Annotated in this window: 11 protein-coding genes; 5 read left to right on the forward strand and 6 right to left on the reverse strand. The window is 66.8% G+C overall.

Going from position 1 to position 13,326, the window contains the following annotated elements:
* Positions 1-473 precede the first annotated feature (473 nt).
* The 3 genes from AB0B25_RS00410 to AB0B25_RS00420 all read left to right on the forward strand — a co-directional run bounded on the left by AB0B25_RS00410 (position 474) and on the right by AB0B25_RS00420 (position 2,508).
* Positions 474-830, forward strand: coding sequence for a hypothetical protein (locus AB0B25_RS00410; protein WP_357172475.1), 357 nt, complete (start codon positions 474-476; stop codon positions 828-830).
* Positions 823-1,116: a hypothetical protein gene (locus AB0B25_RS00415; protein ID WP_357172478.1), complete on the forward strand. Its 294-nt coding sequence runs from the start codon at positions 823-825 to the stop codon at positions 1,114-1,116. The genes AB0B25_RS00410 and AB0B25_RS00415 overlap by 8 nt, the downstream gene beginning before the upstream one ends.
* 600 nt (positions 1,117-1,716) lie before the next feature.
* Positions 1,717-2,508, forward strand: a complete 792-nt coding sequence (locus AB0B25_RS00420) for a helix-turn-helix transcriptional regulator (RefSeq protein WP_357173238.1) — start codon at positions 1,717-1,719, stop codon at positions 2,506-2,508.
* 135 nt (positions 2,509-2,643) lie between these two features.
* Here the strand turns inward: AB0B25_RS00420 and AB0B25_RS00425 are convergent, their stop codons facing one another.
* Positions 2,644-3,384, reverse strand: a complete 741-nt coding sequence (locus AB0B25_RS00425) for a lysophospholipid acyltransferase family protein (protein ID WP_357172480.1) — start codon at positions 3,382-3,384, stop codon at positions 2,644-2,646.
* Between the two features lie 11 nt (positions 3,385-3,395).
* Positions 3,396-4,145 (reverse strand): lysophospholipid acyltransferase family protein, encoded by a 750-nt coding sequence (locus AB0B25_RS00430; protein ID WP_357172483.1) that lies wholly within the window; start codon positions 4,143-4,145, stop codon positions 3,396-3,398.
* A 336-nt stretch (positions 4,146-4,481) separates the two neighbouring features.
* On the opposite strand from AB0B25_RS00430, the gene AB0B25_RS00435 reads away from it, so the two are divergent.
* Together AB0B25_RS00435 and AB0B25_RS00440 are read left to right on the forward strand one after the other, a co-directional pair.
* Positions 4,482-5,276: a hypothetical protein gene (locus AB0B25_RS00435; RefSeq protein WP_357172486.1), complete on the forward strand. Its 795-nt coding sequence runs from the start codon at positions 4,482-4,484 to the stop codon at positions 5,274-5,276.
* A gap of 42 nt (positions 5,277-5,318) precedes the next feature.
* On the forward strand, positions 5,319-6,857 hold the full coding sequence (locus AB0B25_RS00440) for a Rieske 2Fe-2S domain-containing protein (protein ID WP_357172488.1): 1,539 nt from the start codon (positions 5,319-5,321) through the stop codon (positions 6,855-6,857).
* Between the two features lie 97 nt (positions 6,858-6,954).
* Here AB0B25_RS00440 and AB0B25_RS00445 read toward each other — a convergent pair whose 3' ends face one another.
* From AB0B25_RS00445 to serS, 4 genes are all read right to left on the reverse strand, one after another.
* Positions 6,955-7,908 carry a DMT family transporter gene (locus AB0B25_RS00445; RefSeq protein WP_357172491.1) on the reverse strand — a complete coding sequence of 318 codons (954 nt, stop codon included), beginning with the start codon at positions 7,906-7,908 and terminating at the stop codon, positions 6,955-6,957.
* Between the two features lie 94 nt (positions 7,909-8,002).
* Positions 8,003-9,631 (reverse strand): MFS transporter, encoded by a 1,629-nt coding sequence (locus AB0B25_RS00450; protein ID WP_357172493.1) that lies wholly within the window; start codon positions 9,629-9,631, stop codon positions 8,003-8,005.
* 131 nt (positions 9,632-9,762) lie between these two features.
* The gene (locus AB0B25_RS00455; protein ID WP_357172496.1) at positions 9,763-11,586 is read right to left on the reverse strand and encodes a bifunctional diguanylate cyclase/phosphodiesterase; all 1,824 of its coding nucleotides are present in this window, start codon (positions 11,584-11,586) and stop codon (positions 9,763-9,765) included.
* A gap of 139 nt (positions 11,587-11,725) precedes the next feature.
* On the reverse strand, positions 11,726-12,988 hold the full coding sequence (gene serS, locus AB0B25_RS00460; protein WP_357172499.1) for a serine--tRNA ligase: 1,263 nt from the start codon (positions 12,986-12,988) through the stop codon (positions 11,726-11,728).
* Between the last annotated feature and the right edge of the window lie 338 nt (positions 12,989-13,326).

Raw genomic sequence — 13,326 nt, forward strand, 5'->3', positions numbered from 1 at the left:
GAGGCTGTTCGCCCTCATCCACCCAGCGTCGCACGCTCGACGCATCCGGCCTGACATGCGGGTCCCCCCACTCGATCGCCAAAGCTCGGACTCTGCGGGCCAGTTCGCCACGACTCCAACCCGTGCGGGCAAGCCACTCGGAAAGCTGCATGTTCGGACTGTCCATCATGCCCACCCATTTGGTCAGTGGAAGTGGGTGATTCACCACCCTTCAACACCCGCAACGACCTTACTCCCAGCAGTTCCAGAGTGTGTTCTTGTCTCGTGCGCCCGCCTGGATAGTTGTGAACACGGGATGGGCAGGGCGCGCCTACGAACCGCCGACACGATCAGGGGTCTTGATGGGCCAGACAGCTTTCGGGGACACACCACTGTCCCGATGCGCCTATTACCGGCAGGTATGCGATCTACCCGCGCACGTCGAGCCCCCGCAGACCGGGCGCATCATCGTGCGTGCTGGGATCGTGTGGGCAGTGACCATGCCCGCGGTGCTGGGGCACGACGTCAAAGTGTGGATGCAAAACAATGGTCACGAAGTGGGGCCGCTTTTGTCGCATCCCCGGTCTCGTCGGTGGACGTACATCATCCGGCCGGATTTGCCGGACGATGTGCCGTTGTTCGCTGAGATGTTCCGGTTGAACGTATCGATGATCCGTTACGGCGGGACGATCGCGTTGCCAAGTCCGGGGGATCGGGGGACGAGGTTTCGTACCTGGGTGTTGCGCCCGTCTTCGGGGTACCGCCCGTCCGGATGTGCTGTGGTCGCCGCGATCCGCTTTTGTGTTGCCGATCAGGTCGACAGGCGGCGACGGGTGTTGGCGTATGCCTGACTGCACATGTGGTCGAGGGCCGTGGATCACGCTTTCGCAGATCGGCGTCGGGAAATTCGATCTCGACACCGATCAACTCGTGACCGTGGTGTGCCCGTCGCGGTTTTGCCTGGTGTGGGCTCCGCTTGTCGACGGCAAGATCGGCCGACACGCCGGTGCCGTTGCCGGCGTGGCGGAAGGGGACTGTCCATGGATCGGCATACGTGTTGTCGACGATCGCGCCGATGTCTCGGGCAGACGATCGGGCATCCTGGAAAGGGGCACTGTCCGGCGGGAAGGCTACTGATGAGAGAGCCGACACACAGCGTGGGGGGCACATGTTCGCCACATCCCGACGAACCCGACGTGCATCTGTCGGTTTTCCTGCATGGTGCACGATTCGATTTCGCCGCCTGTATGACCGCAACGGTGACTTTCCTTCGAGAACATCGTGAGCGCCACTATGCCGACGCGGTGGATGTGCTGCCTGGTCGCGCCGAAGGTCTGCCGCGGTTGCCGAATGAACGGCTGTACTTGGAACCATGATCTCCGGATTCGGACCTGTCAGAAACGCTGCACGTACGCGTCTGGAATGCGCGAGGTTCGGTCGAGCCCCTGATTCGACGGCTGGCCATCTCCTCCTGCTCCAGGACGGCGGCTTCCTCGAGGGTGGACGCCGTGCCGCCGAGGCGAACCGCGGTGGGGTCGGACTGGAACGGGGTCGCATGGTCGGCAGCTCATGCGGCGTAAGTGCGGTATGCCCGAGCATCTGACGAGTTACCCTCTCCGAGTACTCGATTCCAAGCGATGACCGCGAACACGTAACCCATGTCGCGGCGGTATCCAGCGACGCGGTGCGGTTGGGGGTGACTGTCAAGTGCTCGGTAGATGGTTTCGCAAGAAGGTCATGCCAAGAGTAGAAAACGTGGTGGAAGGGGTGGCCGAGACCAGAGCGGGCCTTCCTCGTGGATTCTCACAAGAGCTGGATCATGTTTCAAACCAAAGACCAGAAGACGACAGCCATCTCGCGGAAAAAATTCGGGGTGCAGGCAACGATGGCGACAGTACTCGAGCGTCCGACACTCGGTCTCCACAGGCCACGCCACCACCGAAGGCCATACCACGCAAGCCGGGTCGGTTGCCCGCAGGCGAGTGGCCGGAGCTGACCTCGGACGGCCCCCCGTCGTTCGGGAACTGGCTGAAAGCTGCCCGCGAAGGTCGAGGACTGAGCCAGGACAAACTCGCCATTCGGATAGGCAGGCCCGGTTCGGGCTCATATATCGGTCAGATGGAGCGCACCGGGAATGTCACTGACGCGATGGCGCAGCGTCTGTTCGACGCATTGGACGCCCCTGAAGATGTGCGTGCGGCTGTTCTTCAGCGCTACCAGAGGGCTCCGGTGCGCCACCTGAGGGTTCTTGATTTCCCCGATCCCACCCCGCACCGTACGCCCAACAGCTGGTTCCGGGAGGCACGCGTCAAACAGGAACTCTCCCAGGCGGAGTTGGCTTCGCGCGCAGGGGTCAGCAAGAGCGGCTATGCCATGCGGGAGCGCGCTGCCAAATTCGACAACCCTCGCGGGGAGAGTGCAATCGGCCTCGAGTACGCGCGAAAACTGCTCAGAGGGCTGGAGGCCCCCGAGCATGTCACCGTGGCGGTAACGGATAAATTCTTTCCAGGCGCGGTGTCGGAGAAGTAGCACAACAGTCCCTTGCATGCCGAACCGCAAATTCCAGGCGGGGCCGGCCACCGCGTGGCCTTCGACAAGCCCATGCGGGACGACGACGTGCGGACTCGCTCCACGTCCGCACCCTCCGCGGATCGTCTGCAACGATCAGCGGTTCTCGGCTCGGCGTCTGGCCAGCTCCTCCTGTTCCAGGACGGCGGCTTCTTCGAGGGTGGGCGCCGTGCCGCCGAGACGGGCCGGCACCCAGCGGGCCCGGGCGGGCATCGGATAGTCCCGTTGGGCGCGGTCGAGCAGCTCGCTCATCCGCGCACGCAAGGTAGCGGTGAGTTCGTCGGCCGGTTCTTCGGGCGCGATCGGGTCACCGATGCGGATGTTGATCGGAAAGTTGTGGTAGCCCAACCGTTTCGGAATGTCTTTCGTCCAGATTCGGTGCGCTCCCCAGATGATCAGCGGAATGATCGGGACATCGGCGTCGATGGCCATCCGGGCCGCGCCGGACTTGAATTCCTTCAGCTCGAAACTGCGGCTGATGGTCGCCTCGGGATAGACCACGACAACTTCGCCGGCGCGCAGCGCGGCCACGGCGCGGGCATACGATTCGGCGCCCGCCGCACGATCGACGCCGATCGCCTTGCAGTGCTTCATGAGGAAGCCGACGATGCCGTGTTCGAGTTCGGCCTTCATCATGAACCGAACGTTGCGGCCGGACTTACGCCCGATCAACCCCACCTCGGTGAAGTCCAGATAGGCCGTGTGGTTCACCGCCAGCACCGCCCCGCCGGATCGTGGAATGTGCGCTTGACCCTCGGTGTCGAGGCGCAGACCTTGCGCGAAGAAGATAGTGCGGGCCAGGCCGGCGAGGATGTCGTAAACCGGTTCCCGCGTCATCAGTGCTCCCGTTACCGCCCGGCCGCGTTCTTGCGCGCGGACTTGGCCTCCGCTTCGGCGGCATCCATCGCGTCCGCCTCCTCCAGGGTAGGCGCGCTGCCACCGAACCGGATCGGAACCCAGTACGCGCCGGACTCGTGCACATAGTCCTTCTGCACGGCCAGCAGCATGTCCTGCATGGTCGAGCGCAGCTGGGCGGTGAGTTCGGCGGCGGGCTCGAACGGCTGGATCGGCGCGCCGACCGCGATCGAGATGGGGGTGTTGGTACGACCGAGCCGCTTCGGGAAACCCTTGGTCCAGACCCGCTGCGCGCCCCAGATGACGATCGGGATGATCGGCACCTGCGCCTCGATGGCCATGCGGGCGGCGCCGGACTTGAATTCCTTGATCTCGAAACTGCGGCTGATGGTCGCCTCCGGATAGACGCCGACCAGCTCGCCCCGGCGCAGGTAATCCAGCGCCGCCTGGTAGGAGTCGGCGCCGGCGGAGCGGTCCACCGGAATGTGCTTGAGCGCCCGCATGATCGGACCGGAGATCTTGTCGTCGAAGACCTCCTTCTTGGCCATGAATCGGATGTAGCGCTTGGGGGTGCGCACCGGCAGCCCCGCGTAGGTGAAGTCCATATAACCGGTGTGATTCACCGCCAGTACGGCGCCACCATGGGCGGGGATGTGCTCATCGCCCGTGACGGTGAACTTCAGACCTTCGAGGAAGAAGACGGTACGGGCCAGCCCGATGATCGTCCGGTAGACGGGTTCCACAAGTCCGCTAGCGTAGTCGCTGCCTGCCGCATCCGGCAGAGCGCCGCCGTCGCGCCGACGCAGAGAAGGCGCGATCGGCCAGCCCGCACTTTTCAGAGAAGAGGGATCGTCGTAGTGGAACGTTTCCGACCGAATCCGCATGGATACGACCGGGAAGCGCGGGATCGAGATCGGGCGGCGCCATTGCCCCCGAATGCGGGACGGTCTCAGGCGACGCCTCTGGCAGCGTCGATCCGGTGTGCAGCGTCGATCCGGTGTGCGCAGCCGGAAGCTCGGAGCACACCACGTGCGCGCGCGACGATACTCGGTGGCTTCGCGCTGACCGGCGCAGTCCTGTTGACCGGCTGCGACTCGGTCGTCGGCATTCCGGACGACAACGCGCCGATCGCGGCCGCGCCTACGACGACACCGACCGCCGCCCCCACTACTACGCCACCGAGCACCACGGCCCTGCCGCCGATTCCCGCCGACGCTCCACCGGTCGGCGCGGTCTCCGGACTTCCTGCCGCCGCGGACGCCGTGCGCCGCTGGGCGGCGGACCTGGAATCCGGCACCACCGCCGAGTTGCAGGCCAAGTGCTGGACCATCGCGCCCCGCAATGTGGCCGACATGTACGACAACCAGCAGGGCATCCGCACCGCCCTGGCCCAGCCGGGCACCGCCGCCCGGGACACGGTCACCTGGAAGAGCGCGACCACCACGGTCGTCGTGCACCGTGCGGAGGTCGACACCGGCTACGCCTGCCCCCGGGTCGCGTCGGCGGGCGCGGACATCGAATACAACGACGCCGACGCCAGGCACACGGTGCGCCGCTACCTGGCTCGGTTCGTCGGCGACCCACTGGACCCGTCCGACCAGGAGAGCGATCACCCGCTGGTCTGCAAGGCGTCCCCGGCGAGCTGGGATCCCTCGGGTACCGGACAGCCGACCTCCGCGCCCCTGGCCACCAGCCAGGGCACGCTCACCGGAACCACCGGATTCGCCGACCAAGAGCTACGCTCCGAGCAGTTGGGTGCGAACTACATCGCGGTGCTGGTTCCGGTGACCAACGCCTCCGGTGTCACGCAGACCCGTACCTTCACCCTGTTGTCGGGTCCGGACGGCTACTGCATCGGCGACGTTTCGTCGTAGCCACTACCCTGGTTGGCTGGTAACGGTCAGGAGGAGCAGCCAGTGCAGATCACCAGCGTTGGACACGCCGGATTCCACATCCGCACCGCGGCCGGGTCGATCCTTTGCGATCCCTGGGTCAATCCCGCGTACTTCGGTTCGTGGTTCCCGTTCCCCGACAACACCCGGCTGGACTGGGCCGAGCTGGGCAATTGCGACTATCTCTATGTCTCGCACCTGCACCGCGACCATTTCGACGCGGCGCACCTGGCCCAGTACGTCAACAAGGACGCGACCGTGCTGCTGCCGGACTATCCGGTGCCCGACCTACGCCGGGAACTGGAGAAGCTGGGCTTCCACAAGTTCTTCGAGACCGAGGACTCGGTCAAGCACACGGTGACCGGCCCCGGCGGCGCGCTGGAGGTCATGATCATCGCGCTGCGCGCGCCGGCCGACGGACCGATCGGCGACTCCGGTCTCGTCGTCGCCGACGGCGAGACCACCTGCTTCAACATGAACGACGCCCGACCGGTCGACATGGACTTGCTGCACGACGCGTTCGGCCACATCGATATCCATCTGCTGCAGTACTCGGGCGCCATCTGGTACCCGATGGTCTACGACATCCCGGCCCGTACCAAGTCGAACTTCGGTAAGCAGAAGCGTCAGCGCGGTATGGACCGGGCGCGTAGCTACATCGAACAGGTCGGTGCGACCTGGGTGGTGCCCTCGGCAGGCCCGCCGGTGTTCCTGGACGACGAGCTGCGCTACCTCAACGACGATCGCGGCGACGAGGGCAACATCTTCCCGGACCAGAAGGTGTTCCTGGAGCAGATGCGGATCCACGGCAACGCGGGCGGGATCATGATGATCCCCGGCTCGGTAGCCGACGTGCGCGGCGCCGAACTGACGCTGACCCACCCGAGCGATCCGGCCGAGATCTACGACAACAAGGCCGACTACATCGAGCGGATGGCGCAGCGCCTCGCACCGGTGCTCGCGGCCGAGAAGGCATCCTGGGCCACCGAGAACGGCGCGCTACTGGAACCGCTGCAGAAGCTGTTCGAGCCGATCATGGGCCAGAGCGACCTGATCTGCGATGGCATCGGGTACCCGGTCGGGCTGGTCATCGGCGAGGAAACCGTGGTCCTCGATTTCCCGAAGCGGGAGGTGCGCGGCCCGATCGAGGGTGAGGGCAAGTACCGCTACGGCTTCCGCATCCCGCCGGAGTTGGTGCGCACCGTGCTGCGCGACAACGAGCCGGACTGGGTGAACACCATCTTCCTGTCCACCCGATTCCAGGCCTGGCGCATCGGCGGATACAACGAATTCCTCTACACCTTCTTCAAATGCCTCACCGACGAGCGGATCGCCTACGCCGACGGCTGGTTCGCCGAGGCGCACGACGATTCCGCCTCCACCGAACTGGCCGGCTGGGAAGTCCAACGGCGCTGCCCGCACCTCAAGGCGGACCTGTCGAGATTCGGTGTGGTCGAAGGAAATACCCTCACCTGCAACCTGCACGGCTGGCAGTGGGATCTGGAATCCGGACGGTGCAAGACGTCCAAGGGGCACGAACTGCGCTCGACCAAACTGGTCTGAATACCTGACTTCCGGTCGGCGATGACGACGCGGCGACCGGAAGCCTCGGCTGGTGCACGCACCCGACATCCGGGCCCAATCCGCTCCGGCCGCGAGTTCAGGGTTGTGACCGAGTGGCGATGCCGACCGCGACAAGGGTCAGCACACAGCCGATGACCGCGGTGACCGTCAAGCCCGCGCTGGTCGGGGTCAGGATGTCGAGAACGAGGGACGCGATCAGCTGGCCCGCGACCGACGTGAGGCCGAGCAGCAGCACACCGATCCAGCGGACGGTCGACGCCGCCAGGGCGATGAAGGCGATGCCGATCAGCCCACCCAGGTAAAGCCATGGCTCGGTAGGGAATTCGGCCGGACCGCCGGAGGTCGCGACCACGATGGCTTCGATGGCGAGCAGCGCTATGAGGCCGACGCAGAAATTGACGATGGTCGCCGAGAAAGGCCCGCCGACCGCGCCGATCCTGCCGTTCACCGCCTGCTGCCAGGCCAGGCCGATTCCCGCGAGCGCGGGCAACACGATCAGCAACACGGTTGGTGCTCCGTGCAGTGCGTCGGGGACGGAAAGTCCACTGGCAGCGCGGGTATGACCGAATCCAGCGATCAGCACCGCCAGTACGCCCAGCGCCGCGCCGATCAGACGCCCCACGGTGACCCCGGTGCGTCCGCTCGGGCCGAGTCCGAGCCGGTCGACCACCAGACTGCTGAGCAGCTGCCCCGAGACAGCCGCCACGGTGAACGCGGTGACGCCGATGGCCGCGACGGTGAGCCCCTGACCGGCGACGAAAAAAGCACCGCACAATCCACCGAGCAACTGCCACGGCCGCAGCGTGCCATCGGCCATCGCCCGTCCTACCTGCCGCAGACCGTCGCGCAAGCGCCCACTGACCGCGAAGGCCACGAGCAGCGCCACGAGCCCGATGCTGAAACTGACGGTGGCGGCGGCGATCCCATCGTGCAGCCGGGCGCCGAGCGCGCCATTGATCCGCCCCTGCACCGCGACACCGGCGCCGATCGCGCACCCGAACAGCAGCCCAAGTCTCGCCTGCACGGTCATATCCCCGCACGCTACCGGTCGGCAGGCGCCGACGGTGACGGACGGGTGACGGCGGCATTACGCGAGGGAGGTCGCCATCTCATGCCACGCCCGGTCAACGGGGCAGCCAGCGGGGAGTGCAGACGGCGAGGGCGAGCATGACGGCGCCGAAGAGAGCCAAGAGAGTGGATACGGAGGTCCACCGGGTTACCACCGCGGCGACGGCGAAGACGACGAGGGCGACCATCTCGCCGAGAAGGCCGGATACCGAAGTCACTGTGGCCCGAGCTGGGCCCTCGATAGCTGCCTGGAGGCGGGCTCCCGCCACCACTCCGGCGTTGTAGACAATGCCGTAGGAAACGCCGATCGCGGTGAAGCCGAGTCCGGTCAGCAGGTAGACAGCGCCGGGTCGGTGCGAAGCGACTCCGACGATCAGCGCTCCGCCGAGAAAAAGAACGCCCGCAACGCCCACCGCGGCCGCCATCGTCCGACCCGATATGCCCTCGGTGCGGCCCGCCAGCACCGCGCCGATCAGCGAACCGAGGACGGTGATGCCGACCAGCAGCGGAACCACCGCGGTCGAGACGCCCGCTTCGTCCGCGAGCAGCGCGAAGTACTCGTCGAACGCCGTCATGCCGAGTAACAACCCCTCCAGCAACACGCCGTAGCGCACCGCTCGAACTCGCACCGCCTCGCGCACACCAGCCGTGAGCATCCCGAGGTATCGCGCGAACGGCCGAGGCCGCGCGATATCCCGCGGCCGCGCCACGTCCAGATCCGACGCAGCGTCGCTCGTGACGACCTCCGCGCCGACAACGAGCCCATCAACCGCGCCGCGGCCGGCGGCACCGGTGCGGGAACCTGGAACCGCGGCTCGGGACGCAACTCGTCCGCCGTGCACCGCCCGGACACCCACCACCGCGCGGTCGTCCACGTCGATCGCGCCTTCGTCGGCACCTGCGCTATCGACGTCGCGCACCATGGCGCGCCCGCCGAGGTCCGAGACGGCGTCGTGCACCGATGCACCGGGATCGCGGTCCGCTGCGGCGGCAGCAAGTACTGCGGCACCACCGCGTAGGGCGGAGGCGATCGGCTCAGCGCTTGTGGGGACGGTCGCAGCGCCGCCAGTTGGACGTGCATGTTCTCCCCGCGGCACCGAATTCTCGTTTTCCAGTTCATCGATGTCCACCGCGGAGACCACCTTCGGTGCGGTGGGCAGCGAGAGAGCGAGTCCCGAGTGCAGAGCGGCCATCGCGACACTGGACCAGCCGACGAAGGGATAACCACCCCAGAGGTAGAGCGGGGTTGCGACGACGATAGCGACCACGACGGCCCCTTCCGCACCAGCGCGGGTGTAGCCGAGAATGCGCGGGTACGCGGCGGATTCGCCGCGAGCGACGAGTTCGTCGTAGAGCAGCGCTTCGAACGTGCCGGAGGCGAGGGCGCCCGAGATGCCCCACAGCACGAACCCGGCAGCAAAACCCGGAAAGGAGGGCACGACGGTCCACAGTGTGAAGCCGCCGGTCAGCAACACGCCACTCAGCGCGAGCAGCGCACGCCGCGAGACCGTGTCGGCCCATGCCCCGGACGGCACCTCGAGCAGGAACGACGTCACGGACCAGATCGCGAACAGCAACGAGATCTGCCCGCTACTCATCCCATGGTCGGCGAAGAGCAGGGCGTACAGCGCGTAGAGCGGAATCAATTCACCGATGCTCCGGAAAAGCACGGCGCGTGCCGCCAACGCGCGGAGGCTGACCGAGTCCGCGCTACCCGTCGAACGGGCGCGTAGCGATCCGGCGAATCAACAGCCGTAGAAGAGCAAGCGCATGTCGATCAGCATCGAGCACCCCGCATCGCCGCGTCAAGGGATTATCAGGGCAGCGGCACCCAGCCGTCGGCCTGGATCGTGTCGCCGCCACCGAGTTCTCGGTCCGAGACGCCGGGGCCGACTCGTCCCTGGTGCTCGTTGAGGTCGCTGATCAGGTCGGATACCGGATGCGAGTCGCTGTAGTGGTAGCCCTGGGCGAGCGCGAATCCCAACTCGGTGAGCACCGCGGCCTGATATTCGGTCTCCACGCCCTCCGCGATCACCTGCAGATCCAGCGCGCTGGACAGTGCGGCGATCACGCCGAGCAGCGGCGGCGCAGGTGAGTCCGAACGGATCGCGGCGACGAAAGACTGGTCGACCTTCAGGATGTCACTCGGCAGGGTGGCCAGCCTGCTGAGCGAGGAGTACCCGGTGCCGAAGTCGTCGATGGCGATGCGCACACCCCGGTCGCGCAGGGTGTGCAGATTCGCGATGGCGGTCTGGGATTCGGCGGCCAACTCGCTCTCGGTCACCTCGAGTACGAGCTGATCGGCGGGCCAGCCGGTGCTGGCGAGGATGCCCGCCACCCGGTCGGCGTAATCGGCCTCCGCCAACTCCAGTCCGCTGACGTTCACGTTCAGGGTCAGATCGAGCTGGGCGAAGGTTTCCTGCAACCGCGCGGCGTCGGCGCAGGCCTTGCGCAACACCAGTTCGTCCAGATCAGCGATGAGGTCGTATTCCTCGGCGACACGGATCAGGCCCTCGGTGGTGACGTCCGGCTGCGCGCTGGACGACCAGCGCAACAGCGCCTCCACACCGACCGCTTTCCCGCCACCCTCGGTCAGACTGACGATCGGCTGGTAGTGCACATCCAGAGCACCGCTGTCGATCGCCTCGCGCAGCTCCACTGCCAGCGGCAGCTGCCGCGAGGACTCGAGCACGGTCCGGTTGCGACCGGCTTGCTTGGCCCGGTACAGGCCGACATCGGCACGGCTGACCAACAATGATCCGGACTCACCGGGCTGCCACGACGTCACGCCGGCCGAACAGCCGGTGGTCACCGCCGCGCGCAACTGTTCGGTGAGCAGGATCGCGGCCTGTTCGGTGGTGTTCGGCAGTAGTAGCGCGAATGCGTCGCCGCCGTAGCGGGCCAAGCGCTGGCCCGGGGCGAGCAGTTTCGACCAGGTGTCGGCGACACGCTGCAGAACGGCGTCGCCCGCGCGGTGACCCAGATGGTCGTTGATCTTCTGGAAGCGGTCCAGGTCGACCAGCACCAGCGAGAGCCCTTGGCCGTTCCGCGTGGCCTGCCCGATCACACCGTTGAGCGCCCGGTCGAAGCCCCGCCGATTGAGCAGGCCGGTGAGCACATCGATATCGGCCTCCGACGCCATCCTGGTCAGGATGCCGACCACGACGCCGACGCCGACCGTCACACCCGCCGGGATCAGGCCCGACCACCAGGGCAGCCCCGGGGTCACCGGCCGCGCGGGCAGTACGCACAGGCATAACAGCAGGGCGAACGCGATGTGCGCCGCTGCCTGCGACCAGGCGAAGAAGAGCGCGGCGTCACAGGCGACGAACACGTAGAACGCCGCGAGGCTGATCGCGCCGACCGTGTTCGGGAACGAATACACCGCGATCGTCACCAATACCGTCGCGGTCGCGACGTAGGCATGGTGAATCGAGTGCGGCAGGCGTGGACCCCACGCGAGCAGCGTGAGACCGAGCACCAGCGCTACCGCTGCCGCTCCGCCGACCAGCGGCCGATTACCCTCGTCACCCGGGGCGATCGCGGTGATCACCAGCCCGAGAACCCCACCCATGACGTAGAACGCCCCGGTGGTCCGGGCCATGACCATGGCGGTTGCCAGCGCAGAAGCGGCTCGCACCCGGGTTCGGGTATCGCCGCGAGACCCGATTCGTCGCACGGGGAACAGCCTAGACACAACGCATCCCGGCAGTTGCCACATCCCGTGAATCCGGCACGGCGAACCAGCGGCTACTCACCTGAATACCATTCGGGCGCGCCTAGTTCGGCGGTCGAAGCACGTCGGTACCGACGAACGGGGTCAGCGCCGCGGGCACCCGTACCGACCCGTCGGCTTGCTGATGGTTCTCCAGGATCGCCACAATCCAGCGGGTAGTCGCCAACGTACCGTTCAACGTGGCCGCAACCTGCGGTTTACCGTTCTCGTCGCGGTAGCGCACAGCGAGACGGCGCGCCTGGAAGGTGGTGCAGTTGGACGTCGAGGTGAGTTCCCGGTAGGTCTGCTGAGTGGGCACCCATGCCTCGCAGTCGAACTTGCGCGCGGCCGAACTGCCGAGATCACCGGCCGCGACGTCGATCACCCGATACGGCACCTCGACGGCCGCGAGCATGTCCCGCTCCCAACCGAGCAGCCGCTGGTGTTCGGCGGAGGCCTGCTCCGGTGTCGTGAAGACGAACATCTCCACCTTGTCGAACTGGTGCACGCGGATGATGCCCCGGGTGTCCTTGCCGTAGCTGCCCGCCTCCCTGCGGAAGCACGACGACCAGCCCGCATAACGCTTGGCGCCGGCGCCGAGGTCGAGGATCTCGCCCGAGTGGTAGCCCGCCAGCGGCACCTCCGAGGTGCCGACGAGGTAGAGGTCGTCCTCTTCGAGGTGGTAGACCTCGGCCGAATGGCTGCCGAGGAAGCCGGTGCCCGCCATGATCTCCGGGCGCACAAGTACCGGCGGAATCATCATGGTGAAGCCGTTGGCCACGGCTTTCTGCGCCGCGAGTTGCAGCAGACCGAGTTGCAGTAGCGCGCCGTACCCGGTGAGGAAATAGAAGCGCGCGCCGGAGACCTTCGCACCGCGCTCCGTGTCGATCAGGCCGAGCGACTCGCCGAGTTCCAGGTGGTCCTTCGGCGCGAAGTCGAATTCCGGTGGTGTTCCGACGGTGTCGAGCACGACATAGTCGTCCTCACCGCCGGCGGGCGCGCCCTCCTGCACCACGTTCGAGATGGCGCGGTGCGCGGCGTCCAGATCGGCGTCGGCGCCGTGCTGTGCGATCTCGGCCTCCTTGACCTTGATCGACATCTCCTGCGCCTGCGCGAGCAGCGCGGAGCGCTCCTCCTTGCTCGCCTTTCCGATCAACTTGCCCATCGCCTTGTGCTCGGCGCGCAGGTTGTCCGCGGTGGCCACCGCGGCGCGTCGTGCCGCGTCCGCCTCCAGCAGAGCGTCGACGAGGGCGGGGTCTTCGCCGCGGGCGCGCTGCGAGGCGCGGACCGCGTCGGGGTTGTCCCGCAGGAATCGGAGGTCGATCATGAGCAACCAGCCTAGTGGTCGACGTCATGCCGTTTCACGCCGATATCCCAGGATGCGGGCAACCCGCTGAACCAGCCCGTCACCTGCGCCCTCGGTGGCGGCGGCCGACCGTCGCGGCGCACAGTGCCGCGCGGTCGGTCCTCCTGTGCCGCAGTCGCTGCCGCGCACCGAACTCGGCCACTCGCCGAAGCCGCCATGGTTCGCGGACGACACAGCTGTGGCGACCACCGGTAACAGACCGAGTCCCTGATCCGCGCGCTACGCGGTTGTCCGCGAATACCGAACAGGCCAGGTTGCCGGGGATCTTTCTGTCGGCACCGTGTGACCGACCCGACGCG

Origin of the sequence: Nocardia sp. NPDC049190 (assembly GCF_040648115.1) — a bacterium.
Taxonomy (GTDB): Bacteria; Actinomycetota; Actinomycetes; order Mycobacteriales; family Mycobacteriaceae; genus Nocardia.

Excerpts from the sequence above, each read along its gene's own strand:
- AB0B25_RS00415 (WP_357172478.1), top strand. The coding sequence starts at position 823 with ATGCCTGACTGCACATGTGGTCGAGGGCCGTGGATCACGCTTTCGCAG.
- AB0B25_RS00420 (WP_357173238.1), top strand. The coding sequence starts at position 1,717 with ATGCCAAGAGTAGAAAACGTGGTGGAAGGGGTGGCCGAGACCAGAGCG.
- AB0B25_RS00425 (WP_357172480.1), bottom strand. The coding sequence starts at position 3,384 with ATGACGCGGGAACCGGTTTACGACATCCTCGCCGGCCTGGCCCGCACT.
- AB0B25_RS00445 (WP_357172491.1), bottom strand. The coding sequence starts at position 7,908 with ATGACCGTGCAGGCGAGACTTGGGCTGCTGTTCGGGTGCGCGATCGGC.
- serS (WP_357172499.1), bottom strand. The coding sequence starts at position 12,988 with ATGATCGACCTCCGATTCCTGCGGGACAACCCCGACGCGGTCCGCGCC.